Source organism: Gammaproteobacteria bacterium, from assembly GCA_016716465.1.
Taxonomy (GTDB): domain Bacteria; phylum Pseudomonadota; class Gammaproteobacteria; order SZUA-140; family SZUA-140; genus JADJWH01.
Genome location: JADJWH010000001.1, coordinates 868838 through 894751, shown reverse-complemented (window position 1 = coordinate 894751; position 25914 = coordinate 868838). Strand labels below are relative to the sequence as shown.

The window sequence follows — 25914 nt, the reverse complement described above, 5'->3', positions numbered from 1 at the left end:
TGTCCCCATATCTGCTGATCTGTCCCCAGGTCTTTTTTATTTCCGTTCAGCTCCCGTTCAGCATCCGTTCGTTAGGCTTCATGTCAAGGCCAGGGAGGAGAGGCCGCAATGAGGCAGGAAGCCGAGCGGATAACGAGGAGGCATACCATGAATGTACGACATCTGATCCTGAGCCTGGCCGCGGCGGCGGCGACCGTCGTCTCCGTCCAGGCCTCGGCGGCGATGGGCAAGGACGAGGGGCTGGCGCTGGCGCAACAGAGCGGCTGCCTCGCCTGCCACAGCATCGAGAAAAAGGTGGTTGGCCCGGCCTGGCAGGATGTCGCCGCGCGCTACAAGGGCAATGCGGGTGCCCGTGACGCGCTGATCGCCAAGGTCAAGGCCGGCGGCAAGGGCAACTGGACCGAGGTGACTGGCGGCGTGCCGATGCCTCCCTACAGCCCGCGCGTATCGGATGACAACATCGCCGCGCTGGTCGACTTCGTGTTGTCGCTGTAAGCGGTATGCAGGCCCGGCGCCGTGTCCCGGGACGCGGCGCCGGCCGCCTGTCAGGCGGCCGGACCTTTATGTTATCGTCACCGGGTACTGTTCGGATGGTGATCGATGGCATGAGGGTACTGCTCGTTGAGGACGAGGCGGATCTGCGCCGGCAGCTCAGTGATCGCCTGCACGAGGACGGCTGGGCGGTGGATGCCGCGGCGGACGGGGAGGAGGGACTCTATCTCGGGCGTGAATATCCCTTCGATGTGGCGGTGGTGGACCTCGGCCTGCCGAAGCTCACCGGCATGGAACTGATCCGCCGCCTGCGTTCGGAGCAGCGGCGGTTTCCGATCCTGATCCTGACCGCGCGCGGCCGCTGGCAGGACAAGGTCGAGGGCCTGGATGCCGGCGCCGACGATTATCTGGTCAAGCCGTTCCACGTCGAGGAGCTGCTGGCGCGGCTGAAGGCCCTGATTCGACGCAGCGCCGGCTGGACCCGGCCCGTGCTGGAGTGCGGCCCGATCCGGCTCGACACCGCGGCCAAGACGGTCGCGGTGGAGGGCGAGCCGGTCGAGCTTACGACCTTCGAATACCGCGTTCTGGAACAGCTCATGCTGCGCCCGGGCGAGGTGCTTTCCAAGACCGAGCTCAGCGAGCATCTCTATGACCAGGACTCCGACCGTGACAGCAACGTCATTGAGGTCTTCATCGGGCGCTTGCGTCGCAAGCTCGATCCGGCCGAGCGTTATCATCCGATCGACACCGTACGCGGCCAGGGTTACCGGTTCGCCCTGAAACCGGATTCCGCGTGACGCTGTCACTCAATCTCCGCCTGCTCCTGGCCGCAAGCATCGTGCTCGCCGCGTTCTTCGGCGTCACCGGCCTGGTGCTCGACGGACTGTATTTCCGGACGGCGCAGGAGACGCTGCAGGAGCGCCTGCAGTCCTATGCCTATTCGCTGATCGCCGCGGCGGAGCTCGACGAGAAGGGTGCGGTGCAATTGGCGCATCCGACCATCGCCGATGAACGTTTCTTCCGGCTGGATTCACGCATCTATGCGCGCATCGTGCGCAACGACGCGCGTTACCTGTGGCGTTCGCCCTCGAGTTTCTCCGTCGACCCGCCGTTCCCGTCCGGATTCGAACGTACCCAGCGCGCCTTTACCCCTATGACCCTGCCGGACGGCAACGATCTGCTGGGTTTCAGCACCGGCGTCGCCTGGAGCGGCGCGACGCCGCGCGAGCAGGTCTATACGGTCAACGTCGCCGAGGATCTCACCGATTTCAATGCGCAGATCCGCAGTTTCCGTCGCACCTTGTGGGGAGGACTCGGGGTCGTCGCCATCGTGCTGCTCGCGGTGCAGGGCGCGGTGCTGCGCTGGGGGCTGGCGCCGCTGCGGCGCGTGGCCCAGGATCTCGTCGCCATCGAGGACGGCAGGAAACAGCAGCTCGACGAGGATTATCCGCGCGAACTGTCGCCGTTGACGACCAATCTCAATTCGCTGGTGCGCGGGGAGCGGGAGCGGCGCGAGCGCTATCGCCATGCGCTCGACGACCTGGCCCACAGCCTGAAGACGCCGCTCGCCGTGCTGCGTGGGGCCGCCGAGGGCAATGCCATGCCGGAGACGCTGGACACCGCGGTGCAAACACAGGTCGATCGCATGGCGGAGATCGTGGATTATCAGTTGCGCCGCGCCTCGACCTCGGGCCGTCGCGTGATGGAGGCCGCCGTACCGGTCGCCCCCGTCGCGCGCAAGGTGGTGGACGCGCTCGACAAGGCCTATCGCGACAAGCAGGTGCGTTGCAGCGTCGTGCTCGGTCCCGAGCTCCGTTTCAGCGGGGACGAGGGCGATCTGATGGAGATCCTGGGCAACCTGCTCGACAATGCCTATAAATGGTGCCGGCGTGAGGTGAGGCTGAGCGTCAGCCCGGTGGCCGCGGATGAAAACGGCGCGCCCGCTATCGAGCTCCGCATCGAGGACGACGGTCCCGGGGTGCCCGAGGCCATGGGCGAGCGCCTGTTCGAACGCGGCGCACGGGCGGACATCGGCCGCGAGGGCCATGGCATCGGTCTGGCCGTCGTGCGTGACATCGTGCGCGTCTATGGTGGCACGGTAACGTTGGGGCGGGGCAGGGAACTGGGCGGAGCAGAGATCATTGCAACTCTGTAAAAGAAGCACCGGGGACTAAGGACTAAGGACTGAGTGAAAGATCAAGGCGTGATGGGTGATTAGTAATCGAAATTGTAGCCCGGATGAAGCGCAGCGGAATCCGGGAATGTTTTTACTCTCCCGGATTCCGGCGCTCCGCGCCTCCATCCGGGCTACATGTTTTATTCTTTCACTCAGTCCTTAGTCCTCGAACTCTTGTTTCCCAGCAGTACATCCTTCGCCTGATTGATGCGCGCGGCGAGGTAGTCCGAACCGCCGCGGTCGGGATGGAACTTCTGCATCAGGCGGCGGTGGGCGGTAATGATCTCCTGGTCGCTCGCGCCGGATTCCAGGCCGAGGATCTCGTAAGCCTCACCGCGCGTCATGGCGCCGCCGGGAGTCGGGCCGCCGCCGGAGGATTCCGTGCCGGCCTGCGCGCGCCAGTCTGCGCCATGCTCGCGGTCCAGATAAGCCTCAATCAGGCGGGCGGAGTCTTCGTCCTGGACCCGGCATTCCCGCCATAATCCGATCGCCTGCGCCAGCGAGAGTTCGCTCAGGCGCATGCCCGTGAACGTGCCCGCCAGGATCACGCCGTCGATTGCGCCGCTGGCGTGATCGAGCTCCATGCGCACGTAACGGCTTTCGACACGGGAGGCCCCGCCCGCGCGCGCGCCCGCCCCGGTGTTCTGTCCGGTCTGATAGCGCTGATAGAGGCGTCGCAGCAGCGGCACGTATTGCAGCAGCGGGACCAGTCGCGGCAGGAAGGCCAGCAAGGCGCCGATCGCGGCGAACAGCCAGTGGAGGTGACCCCGTACGGCGAGGAAGAGGAACAGGGCGGCACCCAGATAGAACGGAAGACGGCGCAGCAGGCGGCTGATATTCTGCGGCGGGGTGCGGGAGAACCAGCGGATTGCGAAGAGTATCAGGAACAGGAACGCCGCGGCGGCGAGCAGTTTCAACAGCATCGGGTTCAGTCCTTTCCGATCTGGCGGGCGAGGTGGTGCACGATCGCGCCGGCGCCGCGGCTGTAATCGGCCAGCGCGCGCTGGCCGCCCGCGGCATAGACCGCAACCGCGCTCAGCAGGTCACGCAGTTGCCGGGGACTGGAGGCGTCAAAGGGACAGTAGGCGCCGTGGCTCAGGCGCGCGATCTCGCGAAACACGCGGCCGGCGGCGGGATCGCCGCCCTCGTGGAACAGGAATACCGGCAATCCGCGCAGGCCAAGCTCGCCGGCGCGCCGCCACAGGGGTTCGGGATCTTCTTCCACGCAATCGCCGACATAGACGAGGGCATCGATCCGGCCGCCGCGGTTCTCGTCTTCGGCATGCCGCAAGACTTTTTCAATCTGGGTATGGCCGGCCTGGCAATATACCGATGTCATGCTTCCCAGCAGTTGCTCCGGGTCGCCTGTCCATGGGTGGCAACGGAATTCCTCGAAGCCGCGGAAATAGCACAACTGGATGTCCAGTCCTCCGAGGGCGGCGGTATCGCTGAACATCCGTGCCTGGATGTGGCAGGCCTGGTCCCAGGTGGGTTCGCGGCTGGCGGTGGCATCCATGGCGAAAAGCAGGCGGCCGCGGCGACCGGGTGTGGCCGCCCTGGGCGTAACAGCAAGCTCGCGCAGGAAGCCGTCGACCTCGCTGCGTCGGCTTTGTCTGCTCGGCGGTTTGTCGTCTTGGCTCATAAGCGGGACGCTGCGCGGGGCGTGGCTTGCATCAGTATCGGTGACAGGGATGGGGACGAGCCGGAGATGGAACCTCTGTCTTGATCTGCACGCGCCTGTGTCCGCTATTGTCAACGACCGGGATGGCCCCTATTCTAGCGCAAGACCGGCGCGGAAAGCTTGCGCGGTTCAGGGTACAATACCGGCTGCGCAGCGAGACAGGGAGCGACCAAGGAAATGCCATCCCCCGACGAATTCGATCTGGATTCCGGGCCTGACGATCGTATCGAAGTCCTTGAGGGCGACATCACGCGCCTGCGGGTGGACGCCATCGTCAACGCGGCCAATGAGACCCTGCTCGGCGGCGGCGGAGTGGACGGCGCCATTCATCGGGCCGCGGGCCCGGACCTGCTGCGCGAATGCGAGACGCTCGGCGGGTGCGAGACCGGGCAGGCGAAGATCACGCGCGGATACCGTCTGCCGGCCGGACATGTGATCCATACGGTCGGTCCGGTGTGGCGGGGTGGCGGTCATGGCGAGGCGGAACTGCTCGCCGCCTGTTACCGCAATTCCCTGGACCTCGCCGCGCGGCAAGGCATCAGGACCATCGCCTTTCCCGCCATCAGCTGTGGCATCTATGCCTATCCGATCGACCAGGCGGCACGCATCGCGGTGCGCGAGGTGCGCGAATTCCTCGCCAGCGACTCGGTCCTCGCCAAGGTTTATCTGGTCTGCTACGGCCAGGAGATTTATGATGCCTACCGGAAGGCGATCGCTTCCGGTTGACCCTGTCGACCGCGGCGGTGGAGAGGGCGCCCGCGATCAATCCCTCATCGAATCATTAATGCAGGAGCGCTCAGGATGAACGAGGACCCGACCCCAGAGACGGCAGACACCGAGGAGGCACCGGCGCGGCGGCGCGGGCGCGGCATCGTGCCGGGAATCGTCGCCCTGATCGTGATCCTGGCGGGGGGATATCTCTATCTGCAATCCCGGGACAGGCAGCCGTCCGCCCCTGAGCCGGTGGCGACGGTGGAGGAGGCGCCGCAGGAGGCGCCGGATACCCTGGTGCGCAATCCCCTGCCGGAGTCCGCGCCGGTGGATCCCCTGGCCGCGCTGCTGCCCGACCCGCTGCCCGCGCTGGACGCCAGTGACGCCGTGATGCTCAAGCTGGCCGAATTGCTGATCGCCCGCCCCGACCTGGTTGCGCTGGTGGTGCCCCAGGAGGTGATTCGCCGCATCGTGATCGCCGTGGAGAACATTCCGGCGCGCAACATCCCGCAGAATCGGTTGCCCTTGAAGCAGCCGGAGGGCAGGTTCGCGGTGACGAAGAGCGGTGAGGAGCTCTTCATCGATCCGGAAACCTATAAGCGTTACGACCGCTATGCCGCGCTGTTGGACGGTCTCGATGCGGGCCGCGTCGTCGATGCCTATGTGCACCTCTACCCGCTGTTCCAGAACGCTTATCGCGAACTGGGCTATCCCAAGGCCTATTTCAACGACCGTCTGATGCTCGCGATCGACAATCTGCTGGCCACGCCCGAGGTATCGGGGCCCATCGCGCTGGTCCAGCCGGGGATGTTGTACCGCTACGCGGATCCGGATCTCGAGGCCTTGTCCGCGGGGCAGAAGCTCCTGCTGCGGATGGGCCCCGGCAACGCAACCGTCGTGAAGGGCAAGCTCACGCAGCTGCGCAAGGAGCTGATGCGTTGACTCCCGGTTTCAGTGCAGCGCGCTTGCCAGTCCGCGCCGGAAACGGTTGACCAGCTCCGGCTGATCGGCAAAGAGATCGAAGGCGGCGAGCAGGGCCTTGCGCGCCCCGTCGTCGCGGAATTTCCGGTCGCGGCGCAGGATCTCGAGCAAATCCTCCATGCCCCGCTCCGGCGCATCCTCCAACAGCCGTCGCAGCGCGAGCAGGTAACGCGTCTCGAGGTCGTCCGCGTCCTGCGCGCGGCGTTGCTCGAGCGTATGCGCATCGGGCGCGCCGTCCAGTTCCCGTAACAGGCGCGCATGGGCGAGCAGCGGCTGCGTCTCCACCGCCTGTCGCGCGTCCAGCGGCAGTGCATCGAGCAGTGCCTGGGCGGATGCGCCGTCATTTTCCCGCAATGCGAGGCGGGCCAGATCCAGTGGGATACCCGCATTGTCCGGATCCGCGCGACGTGCGGTTTCCAGCAGTTCCCGCGCCCGGACAGTATCGCCGGAGGCCAGGCAGTCCCGTGCCTCCGCGCGCAGTCGATCCGAAGGGCGCTCGATATGACGTTCGATGAGCCGGCGGATCGTCCCTTCCGGCTGCGCGCCGACGAAGCTGTCGACGACCTCGCCGTGTCGGATCACCAACACCGTGGGCAGGCTGCGTACGCCATACCGCGCGGCGAGTTCCTGCTGTTCGTCGCTGTTGACCTTGGCGAGCAGGAACTTGCCCTGATATTCCCCGGCGAGCTGTTGCAGTACCGGCATCAGGCTCCGGCAGGGCGCGCACCAGGCGGCCCAGAAATCGACCAGCACCGGGACGGTGCGGGAAGCCGCCAGGACCTGCTCCGGGAAGTTCTGCAGGTTTACTTCAATGCTGTGGATCGCTTCGGTCATGGGAAGTAATGTTTCAGATAGTTAATATAACTTAATATTTTTAATATTGATTTTTTTGATCAACGGTGGCCGCGAGCGCGCGCAAGGCGGCTGAGACGGCGACCGGATATTCATACGCCGGATCCAGGCGGGCGAGCGGTGGGGGCAGCGAGGCAAGCTGATCCCGTGCCCGCCGCCGGATCCGATCGAGCGGTTCCGCCGCGGCGATCCGGCGCCCGTCTTTCATGTACTGCATGAGCAGGGGTTCGCCGTCCTGCGGGTCGCTCTCGAGGGTCAGGATATCCCCGGCCGGTCGGTCCTCGTCATCATGGCGACGATACACCTGCTTGCGTCCCGGCCAGGTGGCCTTGCCTTCCGAGCGCTTGCGGCGGGCGATGCCGCCATACTCCTGCAGCTTGTAGGCGCAGTCGAGATAGGGCGCATCGGAGGAGGTGTCCAGATGGGTGCCGATGCCGAAACCGTCGATCGGGGCGCCGGCGCCCAGCAACCGCTGCAGCTCCGTTTCATCAAGGCCGCCGCTGCAGAAGATGCCGGTGGTGTTCAGGCCGCCCGCGTCGAGGATCGCGCGCACGCGCCGGCTGTGGTCGAGCAGATCGCCGCTGTCGAGGCGCACCGATTTGATGACGATGCCCTGTTCGCGGAGGCGGGGCGCGATGCGTACCACCGTTTGCGCCGCCGCCTCGGTGTCATAGGTGTCAATCAGGAACACGGCGTTCTCGCGCTGGGACAGGGCGAAGTGTTCGAACGCGACGGCCTCGTCGTCATGGGCCTGGATATAGGAATGGGCCATGGTCCCGAAGTTCGGGATCCCGTAGACCGCATCCGCCAGGACCGTCGAGCTGCCGCTGAAACCGGCGATATAGGAGGCCCGGGCGGCGAACATCCCGGCCTCGGCCCCGTGGGCCCGGCGCATGCCGAAATCCACCAGCAGCTTGCCCGGGGCCGTCAGCACGCAGCGCGCGGCCTTGCTCGCGATCAGGGTCTGAAAGTGCAGGATGTTCATCAGGCGGCTCTCGATCAGCTGGGCCTCCGGCAGCGGTGCGGTGATGCGCAGGACGGGCTCATTGGCGAAGAACACCGTGCCTTCGGGCAGCGCATGCACCTCACCCGTGAAGCGCAGGGAGCCGAGGCGGTCGATGAGATTCGTATTGAAGCGGCCGCTTTGCTCCAGCCAATCCAGCTCGGCGGGGGTGAAATGCAGATGTTCGAGAAAATCCAGCGCCTGTTCGAGTCCGGCCGCGAGAAGAAACCCGCGCGCCGGGGGCAGGCGGCGCACGAACAGTTCGAACACGGCGGTGTCTTCCATGCCACGGTCGAAATACCCCTGCAGCATGGTGAGCTGGTACAGGTCGGTCAGCAACGGGCTGGAGGCGGGATTCATCGCGGACGGGTATCGTCAATGCGCGCTGACCACGGCGAATTCCGCCGGCAACGCGCCGAGCCGCTCCATTTCGCGCTCGGCGCGGACACCGTCCCGGGCCTGTACATTGACCGCGCGGCAGGCGTCGCGCAGCAGCACGACGCGCAGGCCGCCGGCGAGCGCATCCCTGACGGTATTCAGCACGCAGTAGTCCGTGGCGAGGCCCCCGACAAATACCCGGCTCACGCCCAGTTTCTCGAGTCTGCGATCGAGGTCGGTGCCTTCGAAGCCGGAGTAGGCATCCTTCCCCCGTTCGGTGCCTTTGGAGATCACCGGTGTGCCGGTGGGGATATCGAGGGTCGAGGCGAATTCCGCGCCGGCGGTGGCGGCGACGCAGTGAGACGGCCAGGGGCCTCCCCGGGACTGGAATGAGCAGTGTTCCGGCGGGTGCCAGTCGCGTGTCAGGAACACGGGCAGGCCGCGTCCCTGGAACAGGGAAATGTAACGGTTGAGCACGGGTATGACCTCGTCACCGTGCGGAACCGCGAGTCGGCCTCCGGGCAGGAAATCCTTCTGCACGTCGACGACGATCAGGGCGTCGCCCGTGGTTGGAGCGGGGTTCATTTTTCCTGTCGCCATCCTGCTCGTAGCAGTTCGCGCTGAGAATCGATGCAATCGGGGTCCCTGCAGGTGCGCAGGATACCACCGATGATAGCAAATCGTCGCCGTGCCTCAAGCCCGCGCTGAAATGGATGCGTCACGCGATGGTGGGCGCGCGGGCGAGTCGGGTATACTGCGGTTCTGCTGACCCTTGCGGCAAGCCTCCATCACCATGAGCGCACCTTACACACTTTCCGCCGGAGCCGTGATCGTGCGTATGGGGCCGCAGGGTCCGCGATATCTGCTCCTGCGGGCGTACGATTACTGGGATTTTCCCAAGGGGATCGTCGAGGAAGGTGAAGAGCCGCTCGAGGCCGCCATACGCGAGATCGAGGAGGAGACGACGCTGACGAGCCTGCTCTTTCCCTGGGGGAATGCCTACCGTGAAACGCCGCCCTACGGCCGGGGAAAGATCGCGCGCTATTATCTCGCCGAATCTCCGCGCGGCGATGTCCATCTTCCGGTCAGCCCGGAGCTCGGGCATCCGGAGCATGACGAGTTCCGCTGGCTGGCCTGCGGAGACATCATCCCGCTGATCAAGGATCGCTTGCATCCCGTGATGGAGTGGGCGCACGAAACGGTCATGCGCGGATATTCCGCCGGACGCGCGCGCTGACCGCTCAGGGGGACTTCTTCGGTTTCAGGACGGCGATGTTTTCGCCATTGCCGATCTTGTCCAGATACGCTGGCATCAGGAATTTGTTCTCGAATTCATCGGCCGACAGCGGTTTGCTCAGATAATAACCCTGCATGTAGTCGCACTGCTGCTGCTGCAGGAAGGCCTTTTGTTCGGCATTCTCGACGCCTTCCGCGACGACCTTGAGGTCGAGGCCCTTCGCCATGGCGATCACGCCGGTCACGATCGCCACGTCTTCCGCATTAATCGGAATGTCCTTGACGAATGAGCGGTCGATCTTGAGGATATCGATCGGGAAACGTTTCAGATAGGCCAGTGAAGAATAGCCGGTGCCGAAATCGTCGATCGCGAGTAACAGGTTCATCTCCTTCAGCCTGCGGAAGATCTGCATCATTTCCTCGGCGTGATTCATGATCACGCTTTCGGTTATTTCGAGTTCCAGGCACTCGGGCGGGATTCCCGTGGTTTCGAGGATATCGGCGATGACATCGATGATCTCGTTCTTCTCCAGCTGGCGCGCGGAGATGTTGATGGCGATCCGCAGCGGCCCATAGCCGCGGTCGATCCAGCTGCGCAGCTGACGGCAGGATTCGCGCAGGACCAGCTCTCCGATCGGGTTGATGAGACCGGTCTCCTCGGCGAGCGGGATGAACTCCAGTGGCGAGATCAGGCCGCGCTCGGGGTGTATCCAGCGTACCAGCGCCTCGGCGCCGACGATCCGGCCGGTTTTGAGGTCTTCCTGTGGCTGGAAATGCACCACCAGTTCATTGCGTTCCAGCGCGACGCGCAGTCCATGTTCCAGCTCGAGCCGTTCCGAGGCGCCGGCCTCCATGTTGGGCTCGAAGAATTTGTAATCGTTCCTGAGACGTTTGGCATGGAACATCGCGGTGTCGGCGTGCTTCATCAGCGTGGCGATATCGGTGGCGTCGCCGGGGAACATCGAGATTCCGATGCTGACCGAAACGAAAATCTCCTGGTTCAGGAAGGCAACCGGCTTGGAGAAGGAATGGCAGATCTTGCGTGCGATTGTTTCGAGAACGTCACGGTCGCCGACGTTGTCCAGCACGACGGTGAATTCGTCGCCGCCGAGACGCGCGACCAGGTCGTCATCACGCACGCAGTTATGAATGCGTTCCGCCACGATCTTGAGCAGCATATCGCCGGCGTCGTGCCCCAGGGTGTCGTTGATCAGCTTGAAGCGGTCGACATCGATGAACATGATCGCCAAGGGGGTGTTGTTATCGCGGCGCGCCTCGAGCAGATTGTTCAGATGATTGGTGAAGCGGGCCCGGTTCGGCAATCCGGTGAGGGTATCGCTGAAGGCCAGGTGGCGCATGTGGCGTTCCGCGCGGCTGGCATGCATCAGGTGGGCGATGCGGCGCCGCATCACGGAGAAATTCACGGGTTTTGAAATATAATCGGTCGCGCCGACGGAAAATGCCCTCTCAATGGAATCCTCGTCATCAAGGCCCGTGATGATCAGAATCGGTGTATGGGCGCTTTCCGGAATCTGGCGTATGTGCTGGCAGGCGGTGAAGCCGTCCATGACCGGCATTTTTGCGTCCATCAGGATCAGATCCGGAACCCGATACTTGCACAGCTCGATTGCCTTGGCGCCATCCTCCGCCTCGATGACGTTGTATCCTTCTTCCTCGAGGATGTTGCGGAAGGCAAAACGGGTCGAACGGTCGTCGTCCACCACCAGGATGAAGGAATTGTGCAGCTTTTTGCCCGAGTTGCCCGCCGGCTGTCCCGTCAGCTCGTTCTTCAACAGGGCCTTCAGCGCCTTCGCCTCCGCCGTTGCGGAGGCGAACAGCTCCCTCACGAGATTGAAGTCCCCCGTGTTGTTGGCGGCTTCGATGCGCCGGCACAGATCGGCTAATTTATTCGCGCCGATGTTGGATGAACTGCCCTTGACCGTATGGGCGATATTGCCGACCTGGTCGGTCCTGCCTTCGTTGATGGCGGAGCCCAGTTCATCCATATAAATCGGCATGTCTTCGAGGAAGACGTTGATCATGTTGATGAAGGCTCCCCCGATGGTTTCGCGCAATTCGGAGAAGAATTCCTGATCCAGTGACTCTTCCAGGTTCTTCGGCTCCCATGCGGTCGACGGTCTCGGTCTTGTAGCCGGAGCTGTAGCGGCATCACGTTGCTGGCCGGGCTTGAGCCATTTCGCGAGCATTTCCTTCAATACTCCGAGTTTAAGCGGTTTCGAGACATAATCGTCCATGCCGGCGGACAGGCATTTTTCTATGTCTCCTTCGAGGGTATTCGCTGTCATGGCGATGATCGGAGTGCGGTTTTTTCCGGATTCGTGCGCACGGACGCGAGTCGTCGTTTCGTAGCCATCCATGCCCGGCATGTTGCAATCCATCAGTATGATGTCGAAACTCTGGTTTCGCAGCCTTTGCATGGCTTCCATGCCGCCGTATACCAGCGTGGGTTTTATGTTCAGTCGCTCGAGCATTCCGGCGACGACGATTTGATTGGCGCGATTGTCTTCGACGACCAGGACTTTTGCCCCGTCGACACTAAGTCCGTTGTCCGCCTGCGCGATCCCTGATTTTGGCGCCAGATCCAGATTGCTCATCAAGAATTTGTAGAGGAGATCGAAGCGCAGTGGCTTGTCGATATAGTGGCTGTGCGACACATCGTCCAGATTTGGATGCGACGCCGTGCTATTCATCATCAGGACAAGACGGCTCTGCATGAAGACGGGAAACTTCGCCGGCAAGTCGGAATAGGAGGCGTCGGCGATTCCATGCAGGCCGTAATCCAGCAGTACGAAGTCGAGGGGCTTTCCGTGCGAGTGGCTGCTCGTAACGAGATTGATCGATTCCTGGACGGTTTCCGCGAACAGGCATTCGACCTTCCAGGTCTTGCACCACTGGCCGACCATCTGGCGGACGATTTCACTGTCATCCGCGATGAGGATGCGCAGTCCGGCCAGCCCGGAATCATCTTCCACCGTTGCGGCGCCTTCATTCAGGTTTTCGACCGGTACCGTGAACCAGAAGATGCTTCCCCCCGCGGGATTGTCACTGATCCCGATCTGCCCGCCCATGAGGTCTATGATCTGTTTGCAGATCGCCAGCCCGAGCCCGGTGCCGCCGTGCTTGCGCGTGGTTGAGGCGTCGGCCTGTCTGAACGGCTCGAAGATTTTCTTCCGGGCCTCTTCCGGAATCCCAATGCCGGTATCCCGCACCTCGAACCGCAGCATCCGGTCCCCGGAGGAAGCGGATCGTTCATGGTGGCTGACAAGTACCGATATCTCGCCCGTTTCGGTGAATTTGATCGCGTTGCCGATGAGATTTATCAATACCTGCTGAAGCCGGTTGATATCACCGGAAACGTTCGCGGGGAGCTCGCTTTGAATTGAAAATCCGATATCCAGGCCCTTGCGGCGCGCCTGACTTCCGACCAGACCGATGATTTCATCGAGCATCTTGCGCAAGGAAAACGTTTCCTTGTGAAAGAGCAGATTTCCGGAGTCATTGCGAGAGAAATCGAGAATATCGTTGATAAGCGTCAACAGGGTATCGCCGGAGTTCTTGGCAACCTCGACATAATCCGCCTGCTTTGGATTCAGGCCCATGCCCTGAAGGAGTTCAAGCATGCCGAGCACGCCATTGAGCGGAGTTCTCAGTTCATGACTCACGGTGGCCGCGAATTCGCCCTTGATGCGCGCCGATTCCAGTGCCGCATCACGCGCACTCTTGAGCTCAACTTCCCGAGCCTCGAGTACCTGCATCATCTTGTTGAAGGCGTCCTGCATCAGGACGACGTCCTTGGGACCCTCGAGCGTTGCGCGCACGTCCTTTTCACCCGAAGTCGCCTGGTACATGGAGTCCGCGAGTTTCTTGATCGGTTGCGTCACCCGGCGGGTCACGAAGAGCAGGACGATCAGCAGGGTAACGGCGAGCGCCAGGGAGACCAGGAAATTGGTCTTGAGGATGCCGCCTGCGAGCGTATGCAGGGTATTCTTTCCCAGTACGAGCTGGGCATAGCCCAGCAGCTCGGGGCTGGCGGGATTGACCGTAAACGGCGACTCATCCGCCTGCGAGGATACCGGCGAGGTGTAGACGGGGGAAAGAAAATACCAGGCCGAATCGGTTTCCCGTGCCAGTACCGTCTTTGCCGGGATGAGATCCTGCTCCTTCAATACCTGGGTCGCATCGCCGATCGCCAGCAGGGGGGAGTGATTCAAGTCGAATATCGCCACGCCGAGCACGTCAGGAGAGGTGAGGAGGGCCTCGGCATAATCACGGCCGTTTTCCTCGCTGTGGTAGAGCAGGGCGAGTGTGCTCTGCGAGGCCAGGGTTTCGACGGACTGATAGCCTTCCATGACCAGGCGGTCATAGACCGCGCGACTCGACAGCATCGATATCGCGATAGACGAAACGAGTGAGGTCAGCAGGATGCCGATGCCGAAGGTGATCGTCAGCTGCTGGCGGAATCCCAGGCGTTTTGCTGATTTTTCCGAAGTCATGCCCATACCGAGTCTTCAGCGTGAGGGAAACACGAGGTCAAAGTCGTTCAGATCATCGCGGGTGTATCTGATATCGAGATGCGCGGCGGTACGGACATTGAAGGCGATCAGCAGGTCGCGCAAAGGCTCGATATGCCGGGCGCTGGGCTCTCCCCGATGTTCCGCGGCCTGCAGCCTGCTCGCCATGGCGCCCAGACTGCGTCCCATGTTGTAGTTATCCGGGTAGAGGGCGAACAGAACGCCTCTCTTGACGAAGGCCGGGTTGCTGGAGAAGACAATCAAGCGCCTGTCCCAGGCTTCCTTCAGGATCATTGGCAATATCGCCTGTTCGTCCAGTACCGCGCTGTCCTGGGGAAGCCACAGCGCATCGGTATCGCTATGCTGATTATTCAGTATTTCCCGATACTTATTAGCGGCTTCCTGGAGGTTTTCTACAGCCACTGCCTGCAGCTCGATACCGAGTATCTGTGCCGCCTTCGTCGCCTGTTCGATCATCCAGCTGTCTTGCTGGCGCTGATATACGACAATGATGCGCGTTACCTTCGGGGCGAGCGCCTTGAGGCGCTGGAACAGGGAGGCGGAATCCGGATTCAGCGAGATTCCATAATAGGATTTTCCAAGTAGGTCGGATGACATGTTCACCGCGCCGATGACGACCGGCATCTCGCGGGACAGTTCTGAGCTCATGGAAAAGCCATGATTCCCGAGCGTGATGATGGATTTCAGGCCCCGTTCCCTGGCCCAGGCCAGGATATCCGCGGGGGTGTCAGAGTCCTTCAGCGCCCGGGTATCGACGTTATCGTCCAGTGCGTCGTCGATACCCTTGATGATATTCATGAACACGCTTCGGAAGGGTTCACGGATCTCGGGATAGAGGACTGCAACTTCCGCTTCGGCTGTCGCACGATTTGATGATATGAGCAGTAATACGAAACAGAAAAGGGCGGTAACAATAGAAAACCGCCCGATATTTTTGTCATTGCTTCTAATATCGGTCATGAGTATTGCTTGGGTATCTGGAGTATGGGGGGACATAAGGTCCCCCATAGACATTTTCTTGTATGCCCTGTCGTTTGAAGCCCTAAACCGTTAATTGTCAGGTGCGCCGTCAAGAAAATACGTCGCCTCCAGATAGACTGTGCGTCCCGCGAGAGGCAAATCATCGGGAATTGATCCAGGGGCCGGACTGGGTTCGCGAGCATCTGCGTCGAAGACATTATGGGCTGACAGCGCAAGCGCCCAGGGTTTGTGTCCGGATTGATAACGCAGCGTGAGGTCGACTGTGGTGTAATCATCGACTGGCTGACGAGAGTCAGTACTGTCTCGTTCACGATCCGCCACCCAGTTGATTTGTCCGCTTGCCTTCCAGTCTGAGGTTATATCCCAGTCGCTGCGGACGTAGACCTGATGCTGTGGCGCATTCGCGACAGCGCTGTCGGTGTCTTCCTCGGTTGAATGCTGGTAAGCATAATTACCAATGACATCCAGCGATGGGCTGACACTGTACGATGCTTCCAACTCCAGGCCATTACCCTGGCGCTCTCCGGTGTTCTGCGCAGTTACGGTTGTCGCCGGGGCAGGATCGGGAACGAAGCGTATGATGTCGGTCATTCGGTAGCGGAACAGATTCAGCTTGGTATGAAGCGAATCCGAATGCTGATAATCGAAGGCGATTTCATAGGTATCGATCTTTTCCGGTTGGAGGTCCGGATTTCCCAGTGCCACCGGGTTGTTGATGTTATAGAGTTCATTGAAGGCCGGGGCGCGGAATGCTCGACCATAGAGGAGCTTCGTGGTCAGGTTGTATCGTGTCTGCCATACAAGCGCCAGCCTGGGATTAGTGGTTCCACCAAAATCTGAGTAATGGTCATAACGCACGCCGCCAGTGAAGTTCCAGTCAGACGCAAGTTGCCACTCATCCTGGAGAAATGCGTATGAAATTCTGCGATCATGTGGCTCGATAAATACAAGACTCGGGTCATCACTGACGTCTACGACGCTTCCCAGCGGGGCTCCGTTAGGGGCAAAGTTTTTTGATTCCTCTGTTTTATACATGTCATTGTGAATTGCACCTGTGCCCAGGCGAATATTATGGTTCTTGATACCATGGTAGAAAGCAGAAATTCCTAGCCTTGTATGGCGCTCGTAAACATATGGGTTTCCGATCACACCGTCAGGAAACGCTCCTCCGAATGCGCCGGCTGGGTAAAGAATGAGATTCGATTCGGCGCTGGTATCAAAAAAACTTAGCTGACTTGTGATTTCCCAGTTATCTCCAATCTGGGCGTCATGAGTAAGGTCTGCATTGATGCGTCTGCTGTCATTAGTTCCTTCAGGATCCAGGGCCTGGGCAACACCGGCTCCAGTGCCAATATCGATTCTTCCTTGATAGCCGGCGCGGAATCGCCACGCTCCCCGCGAGATATCCATTCTTGTATCAATGGTTTTTCGTTGCAGATTTACTGGTCCTGGCGCCAGAGAGGCATTCGTGCTGAAGAGTCCGTCCAGTGCGGTTTGAGCGTCAACATCAATAATCTGATCTTGTCCGTCAGTTTTTGAGATTTCCAATGAGAAGGCAACATCAAAATCGTTCCATCGCCCTCCATGCAACATCCAGCCTTCCTGTGAATTAAAAGAACCGGTTCTTCCTCCAAATTCCGTTCCATTAATATCCGAGGCAGTCTTGGTAATGATATTGATTGTGCCTGCAAAGGCGTCGGCGCCGTATATTGCGGAGCCAGGACCTCGTATTATTTCGATACGCGCGATGTTGTTGACAGGCATGCCCCCCCAGATCTGGCTGCGGTCACCTACATAGACGTTAGTGATCGGTATATCGTTGATCAGAACAAGTACCTGCGGATTGCTCTCGGAATATATACCGCGAATTGTGTACAACGGACTGTATGCCCGAGGTGCATTCGAGACGTGTAGTCCAGGTACGCTTTCGAGTACTTGGTCGAGGTCGGTTGCGCCAATCGCTTTTATATCCTCAGCGGTGATGACAGATGCAACGGCCGGAGCTAAGGAGATCAACTGTCGTGAGCCGGTTGCAATGCTGATGAAGTCTTCATCACCAAAAGCGCGTGAGAGCGCTTCTTCTTCCGATGGTTGGGAAGCGATAACGCTCTGATTAATAAATAAAATAATAAGTAAAAGCGCTGCTTTCCTTGCCATGATCTGCCACCTCGTCGTGACACCAACTATAGGGTTGGTAGTATTAACGACAGGTTTTATTAATACTTAAGTACAACGTCAGGATCTGGCTCGAAGCTCTACGGGGATGGAATTCAGGAAGGTCAGCAGAGGTAATTACCACTTTCGGCTTGGTTTTCCTTTATATGAAATCCTTTCGCATGTCACGGGAAGAAATGTGCCCGCAGGCTGATGGCTGGTATCCATAAAGCAAGGCAGCATTCCTCCAATGAAGCAAGGTGTTAGATACAGATAGTATTCATTTAGGGATAACTCTTGATCTGCGCAGAGAGCGGCGGCCAAGGCTGCCACGTTCATTTTTAGCCTGTAGCGATTCGTCTGCAGTATGTCTTCTATCATGAAGGCAACTCGAGTATGTTCGCCGTCAGCCAAGCAGAGTTTTTTGGCAAGAGTGTATAAAGGAATAATTCTCTCGTCAGAGTTGATGATTGGTCGTGCATAACCGGGTAGTGTGCGATATTTTTTTATCTCGGCTATTACGAATTCCTCAAGAGAATTGTTAATCGTCATTAGACTTCTGGCGCGAGATATAAAATCATATGCGCCAATGATGGGTTTGAAGCCATAAATTGTTGCTTCTGACGCAGACATCGCGCCGCTAATTGAAAGCACGGCTGTGCTTCTGGACGTCCCGCCAAGTGCTGAAATTCGGTTATTCCATATTCGAGGGTCCGGGTAACTGGTGCTTAATACCCAGATTCCTTCAAAGAGGCGCATTTGTTCGCTAGTAAATTTTCGTCCGGTAATCCCTAATAGCAATAACTCCATCCAACGAATATCTTTAAGATCATTGAACAGATCATGACCGCGGAAAACCACTCGCTCACCGGGGAACACCAGTCCCATCCGGGTATGCCAGTTATTCTCGTGTGCAATTAGATTCCCAGGGCCTTTCACGGTAGTGTCATTTCCGCGCCAACGCTGTTATGGGGACCTGGATCATCATCCAGATGAATAGAGTGACGATAGAAAGGGAAATTACGAAAACCAAATTCCTTCTGTTCAAGGGCATGTGCAGCGGCGCCAGGCAGTCGAAGCAGAAGAAACAGCATCTCGCCCTGTTCGGAGGTGAGACCGAGATCGTGAAATGCTGCGGCGGCAACGCCGGTGATGCTAAGAGGGCAATCGGCTGCCGTTTCCAAGGCCTCACGGTTCGCCTCGATCCAGCGCAATGAATCCGCTGGGGGCTGTTCAGCCAGGTGCTTAATCACTTGTCGTATCGGAGTGGGACAACTTGCGCCATGGGGATCGAATCCGGGGGCATGCTCCATTTCCGGCCATACATTCGCACGTTCATCTTTGGGTGGGTTCGTCAGCCGAAGTATCCAGGCGTTCAGGTCGTCGCCACAGGTATCCCATACCTCCATCGCCAGTGCGACTTCACGCGCACCGCCAAGTTGACCGGCGCCGACTGCGAGTGCGGCCATCAGGCAGGCGGCGTTGTGAGATCCGCCGACGCTGCCGTTCATCGCTGCCTGGACACTGTTGTCCCGTGGGCCCGGGTTCGCGAGAGCAACGGCCAGATCCTCCAGTAATTTCGCATGCTCCCGGGACGGGCGTTCGCCCATGAAAAGCAGGTATAGATATTCAATCCAGCCGGCTTTCCCGAGTACATCGCCGAACACATCGTAACCATGGCAGTAACAAGCCGATGCGGCGAAGGGATTATCAGCTTCAGGTTCTTCGCGCCAGATACGGCTGTGTATGGATTCTTTGGGTGGCTCGGCCATCAGGGCTTCCTCCCGCTGATCAGCGAGTAGTAAGCATGCGAGGGTACGCTGGAGATGTCGGTGAAGCCAGCTGCGGAGAGCATTGCTTCAAGTTCACCGGCGGTGAATTGCTGGCCTTTGGTAACCAGCAGCATCGCCAGGGAGTAGGCGTTTGCTGTCAATGGGCCGATCTTGTCATCTTCCAGTAATACTTCATGCAGAAAGATTTGTCCTCCACTGGGAAGGCTGTCAAAACTGTTCCTGATCAGCCAGAGACAGCGCGAACGCTCCCAGTCGTGCAGGATATCACTGAACAGGATAGCATCCTGGGTATGAGGCCAGGGGTCATTGAACATGTCCAGTGCCAGTGTTCGGACGCGCTCAGAAAGCCTGAAAGAGTCGATATATTGCTGCGTTATCGGGCACACCACAGGCAGATCGGCAACCGTGCAATGTAAGTCCGGATTGATCGCGGCAAGCGCAATTGAATAACAGCCCGACCCGCCGCCGATATCGAGGAGCCGGCGAAACCCTCGCAGCCGTCCGCTTTGCGCCAGTGCCACGGCGGCCGAGAACCCGTGACTGTGCATTTTGGCAGTGAAACTCCTGGCTTTTTCCTCGGCCAGGGAATTATTTTCCCAATCTTCGGTGAAGGGTTTTGTAAGTCGGGTATTCCCGTCCGTGTCGCGTCGGAGGGCCTCCAGGATCATGCCATGGCTGACCGGCATGTGTTTGACTGTGTTCAGGACACCGCCCCAGTAGTAGGGGCTGTTCGGCAAGAGGTAGTTGCGCGAAAGTTCAGAGAGATAAAACAGATCGTTGCGCTTGGCAACAAAGCCGAGGGCGCAAAGCAGATGTATCAGCGCCTCGCAGGCGCGTTCACTAAACCCGAGCCGTGCGGCGATCGCGGAAAGTGGGGACGGCTGATCATCAAGAAACGCGAATAAACCGATTTCATCGGCTACTGTCAGCGCCGGAAGCCGGAAGCCGGAGAGCCAAATATCCCACAGCGGGCGATTGTCGCAACTCGGGTTTTCCGGGATGTTAGATGGATGTTCATGCATGATTTTCGCCATTGTTCTTGCCGCAGGCCATGGCAGGGGAATCACCAATGCATGGCGAGCATGTTCATCCGTTCCGCCAGTGGAGGGGTTTCTTCGCCGTCGACGTAAACGTCGATCAGCACCGGGGCGCGGCGCCGGCACAGGCGCCTGATGTCCAGGGTCTGCAGGTCCTCGGGGGAACGTACCCGGTAGGCTTCGACGCCGAGCGCGTTCGCGAGAGCCGCGTAGTCCACGGGCGGCAGCTCATAGCCGATGCGCTCGGCCTTGGCGAGGCGTTGTCCGTGTTTTACCGTGCCGAGCGCGCTGTCGTTCAGGATGATGAATATGATGCACAGTTCGTGCTGTATCGCTGTAGTGATCTCCTGGCCGCTCATCAGATAGCTGCCGTCGCCGACCAGGCAGACCACCGGGCGCTCGGGGTTGCCCAGGGCGGTGCCCACGGCGGCGCCGATGGCCCAGCCCATGGAAGCGAAGCCCATGCAGGTGCGGAAATAACTGTCTGTCCTGCCCTCGCGGCCGGTCAACGGCAAATGCGGATGCAGGTAATGAATGCCCCAGAGGAAACTGTTACCGATGTCGGCCAGATAGCAGGTGTCCGCCGGCAACAGGCGCGCGAGATCATACATCAGGCGCTGCGGCCTGATCGGGGTCGTGCTGCCGAGGTATTTTGCCTCATCGGTCAGTCCAAAGTGGCGTCTGGGCGGGGACAGCCCGGTATCGTGACGACGATCGGTTCCACGGCGCTCGATTCCGTTATTGGAGGCATCGTTGTTCCGGCGCCGGTTTGCCAGGCGACGCTCGAAGTCGATGACATTCGGGGAATAGGGTGTGCCGAGATCCCGGGTATCCCATGCGGCGGGTGCAGCCCCGTCGCCGAACTGCGTGAGCAGGCTGGTGAATACCGCCTCGATGCTGCCCAGGATATGCCATTCGGCCTCCAGGGAGCGGGTGAAATGGCGCGGCAGTTCGTCGATATGGGCAATCTTGCCCCTCAGGTTTTCATTCTCCAGCCAGCCCTGCGCCGCCTGTTCGTCGAGCGCGCTGCCGATGATGAGGACGAGATCAATCGCCGGGTTCCTGAGCAGTCTCCGGGCACCTTCGTGGCCGGCCAGTCCACACACGCCACGGTAATTCGGATGGTAGGGGTCGACCAGACCCTTGCCCTGGGGCGTTGTGACCAGCAGCGCGCCGATGCGCTCGGCCAGCTTAAGGATCGGACCCATGGCCGCGGTACAGCCTTCGCCAACGATCAGTATCGGGTGGTGCGCCTTGCGCACACGACGGGCGAGGGCGGAGATCTCGGCAGGATCGGCAAGTTTCCGCGTTTGCATCAGTGACGCCAGACCGGCGACTCCGCCGGTGAAGGAAGTCGGCGTGCGGAGGATATCGAGCGGGATGCTCAGATGGGCCGGCCCGCGCGCCTGGAAGGCGGTGGTGATGGCGCTGACCAGCTTGCGCTCAAGTTGCCTGACATCGGAAACCAGGGAGTTGTAATGGGTGCAGTGGCCCATCATGGCCACGGTGTCGATGCCGGTACAGCTCGATTCCTGCACGGCGCCGCGACCGAAGGTGTCCAGCGGGGTCTGGGCGGTGATCACCAGCAGGGGGATATCGTCCTGATACGCGCTCGCAACGCCGGTGATGATATTGGTTGCTCCGGGGCCGGTGGTTGTGCAGCACACGCCGAGGAGACCGGTCTCGCGGGCGTAACCGTCGGCCATGAACGCGGCGCCCGACTCATGGCGCGCCACCACCGATGCGACGCCGCCACGGCGCTCGCTGCGCGCAAGTGCATTGTACAGAGGCTCGATCGCGCCGCCCGGCACGCCGAAGACAAAACGGCTTCCGGTTTGCTCGATGTAATGTACGATCAGATCGGCGGCTTCTGGGAAGGTGCTCGGTGCAAGGTCGGGGTAATTCTTTTGTATATCGAAGAACTTCGTCATAAAAGTTCATCCATATTTTTATCAGGCGGATAGCCTTCTTCCCAGAGAATGAGCATCAGACATTAATTGTTCATTCCTGAAATTGCAAGAAAATTACAGAGTTGAACCCTCGCAGCCGGGGTGCGCGCGCCAATATTTTGTCTTTATGCCTTCCCGTGCAGGGGAGCGGGATGCCCGTGCAGATCATGCGGGTCCGAGTCCGTGATCGTGACGCCGACCAGGTCCCCGGGCTGGAGCGATCCGGCCCGGGCGATATGCACGATACCGTCGATCTCGGGGGCGTCCGCGTAGCTGCGCGCCCGCGCCTGATCGGATTCGACCTCATCGACCAGGACGGTGAGCGTCTGTCCGACGCGTTGCCGGAGCTTGTCCGCGCTGATCTCCGCCTGCGTCTGCATGAATCGCTCGAGGCGCTCCTGCTTGATCTCCTCCGGCACGGGGCCGGCGAGTCCGTTCGCCACGGCGCCCTCCACCGGCGAATAGGTGAAACAGCCCACGCGGTCGAGGCGCGCCTCCCGCAGGAAATCGAGCAGGCGCTGGAAATCCTCCTCGGTCTCGCCGGGGAAGCCGACGATGAAGGTGCTGCGCACGGCGATATCGGGGCAGACCGATCTCCAGTGGCGCAGGCGCTGCAATACATCCTCGCCACCCGCCGGCCGCTTCATCGCCTTCAGGATGCGCGGACTCGCGTGCTGGAAGGGGATGTCGAGATAGGGCAGGATACTGCCCTCGGCCATCAGCGGGATGACCTCGTCCACATGCGGGTAAGGGTAGACGTAATGCAGGCGCACCCATACGCCGAGTTCGCCCAGGCTGCGCGCAAGCTCGGTGAAGCGTGTCCTGACCGGGCGGCCACCCCAGAATCCGGTCCGGTAGCGGAGATCGACGCCGTAGGCGCTGGTGTCCTGCGCGATCACCAGCAGTTCCTTCACCCCGGCGCGGACCAGGTTTTCCGCCTCCTGCATGACCTCGCCGATCGGCCGGCTGACGAGGTCGCCACGCATCGAGGGGATGATGCAGAAGGTGCAGCGATGATTGCACCCTTCGGAGATCTTGAGGTAGGCGTAATGTCGCGGCGTCAGGCGCAGGCCCTGGGGCGGGACCAGATCCGTACGGGGATCATGCCGCGGCGGCAGATGCGCGTGCACCGCCTGCATCACGTCGTCGAGCGCATGCGGTCCGGTGACCGCGAGTACCCGGGGATGCACGTCGCGGATCTCCGCCTCGCGCGCGCCGAGACAGCCGGTCACGATGACCTTGCCGTTTTCGGCCAGCGCCTCGCCGATGGCATCGAGCGATTCCTCGACGGCGCTGTCGATGAATCCGCAGGTGTTGACCACGACGAGATCGGCCGCCTCGTAGCTGGGCGCGACCGCATAGCCCTCCGCACGGAGCTGGGTCAGGATGCGTTCGGAATCGACCAGGGCCTTGGGACAGCCCAGGCTGACGAAACCGACGCGGGGAATGGTGTGTTTCATGGCTGGCGTGGTATCGGTATGGGGCGCCGCATCCGTGGCTCAGAGGCGGTCCGCTCGCGGCGGCGAGTATAGCATGGGGAACCGCCGGAGCCGTTGGCTGCTGGGTTCGGCCGCTCGCGGCGCGCCTGCTAATATAGCCTGCATCCGCCCATGATCCCCCTGCGAGACGATAATCCGACCTCGACCCGCCCCCTGGTCACCCTGGGGCTGATCGTCGCCTGCTGCCTGGTCTTTTTGTGGCAGATATCGCTGGGTCCAAGCGGATTCGAGCGCGCCGTGTTCAGCCTGGGATTGATCCCCGCCGTCCTGTTCGGCTCCGCGCACCTCGAGCCCGGACTGGAGGTCGTGCCGGCGGGGCTGACCGTGTTTTCCTCCATGTTTCTCCATGGCGGCTGGATGCACCTGATCGGCAACATGCTGTACCTGTGGATCTTCGGGAACAACATCGAGGATGCCATGGGGCACGCGCGCTTCATCGTGTTCTACCTGCTGTGCGGCGTGTCCGCCGCCCTGGCCCAGGCCGTTTTCGAGGCGACCGCACAGATCCCGATGGTGGGGGCGAGCGGGGCGATCTCGGGTGTGCTCGGCGCCTACCTGCTGTTGTATCCGCACGCGCGCGTGCAGGTACTGGTCCCGTTCGGCTTCATAATGCACATGATGTCGCTGCCGGCGCTGCTGGTGCTGGGGTTCTGGTTCCTGCTGCAGCTCATCAGTTCCGCGGCGGCAACGGCCGGGGAGGGCGGGACGGCATGGTTCGCCCATCTGGGCGGATTCGTCGCCGGGATGGCGCTGATTCCGCTGTTCAAGCATCGCGGCGTGCGGTTCTTCAACCCGCCGCGTCGGCGTTGACACCGGACAGGTTCGCGCCTGTTCTTCTATACCCGCTCGACCTTCGTGATGATCTGCGACGCGTCCTCGTCGCGGCGGTAATAGGGCGGACGATCCAGCATCTGTTCATAGGCGCGGTCGCGGTCGGCCTCGCTGTCGTACCAGCGGTAGGATTCCCAATTGCTGCCGAGCAGATGGGACGCGGTCAGGGTGTCGCCCGGGGGAAGCGTGATCTTGATGCCATAGTGTTTCATGGAGGTCCAGTCGTTGTTGGCCAAGATAGAGAGCAGATTATAGTGATTGCCGCGCGTCAGGCAATCGCCACGGTGGCTTAAGGTGCTTCTTCCGGCGGCTTGCGCAGCACGAGGCGCAACACCCAGTAACCGGCGATGGCGGAGAGCAGCGAGCCGCTGAGAATGCCCAGGCGGTCGTCCGCCACCTTGGACAGATCCGCGGCATCGAAGGCCAGTGAACTGATGAACAGACTCATCGTGAAGCCGATTCCGCACAGCAGCGAGACGCCGTAGAGGGCCGACCAGCCGCAGTTCTCGGGCAGGCGCGCGACCCCCAGCTTGATGGTCAGCCAGGAGAACCCGAACACGCCGATCTGCTTGCCCACAAAAAGGCCTAGCGCGATGCCCAGCGGGACACCTTGTGTGAAGGAGTCTAGTGAGAGGCCTTCGAGTGACACCCCGGTATTCATGAAGGCGAACAGAGGCAGGATCCCGTAGGCGACGGTGGGGTGGAGGTCATGTTCGAGCTGCTCGAGTGGCGAGGGACTAGGTTGACCTGTCCTGAGCGGGATGAACAGGGCCAGCACCACACCGGCCAATGTGGCATGCACGCCGGACTTCAGCACCGCCACCCACAGGATCAGACCCACCGCGATATACGGGAAAATACTGATCACGCCGCGCTTGTTCATCAGGAACAGGACGCTGAAAGCAGCGAGCGCCACGAGCAGGGAGGTGGTGGAGAGTCCTTCGGTATAGAAGAGGGCGATGATGATGATCGCACCGATGTCATCGATGATGGCCAGTGTCATCAGGAACAGCTTCAGCGCGGTGGGGACGCGGTCGCCCAGCAGCGACAGCACGCCGAGGGCGAAGGCGATGTCGGTGGCCGTGGGAATCGCCCAGCCGTTGAGGGCCGTCGCGTTGTCATGATTCAGTCCAATGTAGATCAGCGCGGGTACCGCCATCCCGCCGATAGCCGCGACCAGTGGCAGCGTGATCTGTGAGCGGTCGGACAGTTCACCCTGCAGTATCTCGCGTTTCAGTTCAAGCCCGACGAGAAAGAAGAAGACTGCCATAAGGCCGTCATTGACCCACAGCAGCAAGGGTTTGGCGATCTGGAAAGCGCCGATGCGGATCTCCACGGGCGTACCTAGCAGGGCCCCGTAGAGCGAATGGGCGGCGGAATTTTCAGCGATCATGGCCAGCACGGCGGCGACCAGCAGCAGGATGCCGCTGGCCGATTCCAGGCGCAGAAATTCACGGATGGAGCTCAATACCATTACTATTCCCTCGTTCTGCAATAAGGGAACGGAATTGAGCCCTTCCCTGTGGTTTTGGGAGTTACCATGGCAAAATCGGGAGACGGTTGCAACGAAAATATTCCTGCTGGCCTTGCGTGGGATATGGGGTTGG

At 60.7% G+C, this 25914-nt stretch carries 22 protein-coding genes; 7 read left to right on the top strand and 15 right to left on the bottom strand.

Annotation, left to right across the window (positions count from 1 at the left end; all coding sequences use genetic code 11):
• Window positions 1–147: 147 nt before the first annotated feature.
• The 3 genes from IPM20_04205 (at window position 148) to IPM20_04195 (ending at window position 2647) form a co-directional block, all read left to right on the top strand.
• Window positions 148–495, top strand: coding sequence for a c-type cytochrome (locus IPM20_04205; GenBank protein MBK9130833.1), 348 nt, complete (start codon window positions 148–150; stop codon window positions 493–495).
• Window positions 496–605: 110 nt separating this feature from the next.
• On the top strand, window positions 606–1289 hold the full coding sequence (locus IPM20_04200; protein MBK9130832.1) for a response regulator transcription factor: 684 nt from the start codon (window positions 606–608) through the stop codon (window positions 1287–1289).
• Entirely contained in the window at window positions 1286–2647 is a 1362-nt protein-coding gene (locus IPM20_04195; protein ID MBK9130831.1) for a GHKL domain-containing protein, read from the top strand. The genes IPM20_04200 and IPM20_04195 overlap by 4 nt, the downstream gene beginning before the upstream one ends.
• A 173-nt stretch (window positions 2648–2820) precedes the next feature.
• Here the strand turns inward: IPM20_04195 and IPM20_04190 are convergent, their stop codons facing one another.
• Both IPM20_04190 and IPM20_04185 read right to left on the bottom strand, forming a co-directional pair.
• On the bottom strand, window positions 2821–3591 hold the full coding sequence (locus IPM20_04190; GenBank protein MBK9130830.1) for a DnaJ domain-containing protein: 771 nt from the start codon (window positions 3589–3591) through the stop codon (window positions 2821–2823).
• Between the two features lie 5 nt (window positions 3592–3596).
• Window positions 3597–4310 (bottom strand): VWA domain-containing protein, encoded by a 714-nt coding sequence (locus IPM20_04185; GenBank protein MBK9130829.1) that lies wholly within the window; start codon window positions 4308–4310, stop codon window positions 3597–3599.
• 216 nt (window positions 4311–4526) lie between these two features.
• On the opposite strand from IPM20_04185, the gene IPM20_04180 reads away from it, so the two are divergent.
• Complete coding sequence (locus IPM20_04180) at window positions 4527–5075, top strand: O-acetyl-ADP-ribose deacetylase (GenBank protein MBK9130828.1); 549 nt, start codon at window positions 4527–4529, stop codon at window positions 5073–5075.
• Window positions 5076–5450: 375 nt separating this feature from the next.
• Entirely contained in the window at window positions 5451–6002 is a 552-nt protein-coding gene (locus tag IPM20_04175) for a DUF3014 domain-containing protein (protein MBK9130827.1), read from the top strand.
• Between the two features lie 9 nt (window positions 6003–6011).
• Here the strand turns inward: IPM20_04175 and trxA are convergent, their stop codons facing one another.
• The 3 genes from trxA to IPM20_04160 are packed head-to-tail and all read right to left on the bottom strand — an operon-like array spanning window position 6012 to window position 8859.
• On the bottom strand, window positions 6012–6875 hold the full coding sequence (gene trxA, locus IPM20_04170; protein MBK9130826.1) for a thioredoxin: 864 nt from the start codon (window positions 6873–6875) through the stop codon (window positions 6012–6014).
• A gap of 40 nt (window positions 6876–6915) precedes the next feature.
• Window positions 6916–8256 (bottom strand): nicotinate phosphoribosyltransferase, encoded by a 1341-nt coding sequence (locus IPM20_04165; protein MBK9130825.1) that lies wholly within the window; start codon window positions 8254–8256, stop codon window positions 6916–6918.
• A gap of 15 nt (window positions 8257–8271) precedes the next feature.
• Window positions 8272–8859 (bottom strand): isochorismatase family protein, encoded by a 588-nt coding sequence (locus IPM20_04160; GenBank protein MBK9130824.1) that lies wholly within the window; start codon window positions 8857–8859, stop codon window positions 8272–8274.
• A 208-nt stretch (window positions 8860–9067) separates the two neighbouring features.
• Here IPM20_04160 and IPM20_04155 point away from each other — a divergent pair, with 208 nt between their 5' ends.
• Window positions 9068–9511, top strand: coding sequence for an NUDIX domain-containing protein (locus IPM20_04155; GenBank protein ID MBK9130823.1), 444 nt, complete (start codon window positions 9068–9070; stop codon window positions 9509–9511).
• Between the two features lie 4 nt (window positions 9512–9515).
• Here the strand turns inward: IPM20_04155 and IPM20_04150 are convergent, their stop codons facing one another.
• The 8 genes from IPM20_04150 to rimO form a co-directional block, all read right to left on the bottom strand.
• Window positions 9516–14024 carry an EAL domain-containing protein gene (locus IPM20_04150; GenBank protein ID MBK9130822.1) on the bottom strand — a complete coding sequence of 1503 codons (4509 nt, stop codon included), beginning with the start codon at window positions 14022–14024 and terminating at the stop codon, window positions 9516–9518.
• 15 nt (window positions 14025–14039) lie between these two features.
• The gene (locus IPM20_04145; GenBank protein ID MBK9130821.1) at window positions 14040–15023 is read right to left on the bottom strand and encodes an ABC transporter substrate-binding protein; all 984 of its coding nucleotides are present in this window, start codon (window positions 15021–15023) and stop codon (window positions 14040–14042) included.
• Window positions 15024–15113: 90 nt separating this feature from the next.
• Window positions 15114–17201 (bottom strand): TonB-dependent receptor, encoded by a 2088-nt coding sequence (locus IPM20_04140; GenBank protein MBK9130820.1) that lies wholly within the window; start codon window positions 17199–17201, stop codon window positions 15114–15116.
• 135 nt (window positions 17202–17336) lie between these two features.
• On the bottom strand, window positions 17337–18137 hold the full coding sequence (locus tag IPM20_04135; protein MBK9130819.1) for a hypothetical protein: 801 nt from the start codon (window positions 18135–18137) through the stop codon (window positions 17337–17339).
• Complete coding sequence (locus IPM20_04130) at window positions 18134–18970, bottom strand: citryl-CoA lyase (GenBank protein MBK9130818.1); 837 nt, start codon at window positions 18968–18970, stop codon at window positions 18134–18136. The genes IPM20_04135 and IPM20_04130 overlap by 4 nt, the downstream gene beginning before the upstream one ends.
• The gene (locus IPM20_04125) at window positions 18970–20025 is read right to left on the bottom strand and encodes a ubiquinone/menaquinone biosynthesis protein (protein MBK9130817.1); all 1056 of its coding nucleotides are present in this window, start codon (window positions 20023–20025) and stop codon (window positions 18970–18972) included. The genes IPM20_04130 and IPM20_04125 overlap by 1 nt, the downstream gene beginning before the upstream one ends.
• 29 nt (window positions 20026–20054) lie before the next feature.
• A complete protein-coding gene (locus tag IPM20_04120) occupies window positions 20055–21959 on the bottom strand; it encodes a thiamine pyrophosphate-binding protein (GenBank protein MBK9130816.1) in 1905 nt (634 codons plus the stop codon).
• Window positions 21960–22102: 143 nt separating this feature from the next.
• A complete protein-coding gene (gene rimO / locus IPM20_04115) occupies window positions 22103–23437 on the bottom strand; it encodes a 30S ribosomal protein S12 methylthiotransferase RimO (GenBank protein ID MBK9130815.1) in 1335 nt (444 codons plus the stop codon).
• Between the two features lie 150 nt (window positions 23438–23587).
• On the opposite strand from rimO, the gene IPM20_04110 reads away from it, so the two are divergent.
• The gene (locus tag IPM20_04110) at window positions 23588–24286 is read left to right on the top strand and encodes a rhomboid family intramembrane serine protease (protein MBK9130814.1); all 699 of its coding nucleotides are present in this window, start codon (window positions 23588–23590) and stop codon (window positions 24284–24286) included.
• A 26-nt stretch (window positions 24287–24312) separates the two neighbouring features.
• On the opposite strand, the gene IPM20_04105 is transcribed toward IPM20_04110, so the two are convergent.
• Window positions 24313–24519: a hypothetical protein gene (locus IPM20_04105; GenBank protein MBK9130813.1), complete on the bottom strand. Its 207-nt coding sequence runs from the start codon at window positions 24517–24519 to the stop codon at window positions 24313–24315.
• 77 nt (window positions 24520–24596) lie between these two features.
• Window positions 24597–25781, bottom strand: a complete 1185-nt coding sequence (gene nhaA / locus IPM20_04100; GenBank protein ID MBK9130812.1) for a Na+/H+ antiporter NhaA — start codon at window positions 25779–25781, stop codon at window positions 24597–24599.
• Window positions 25782–25914 lie beyond the last annotated feature (133 nt).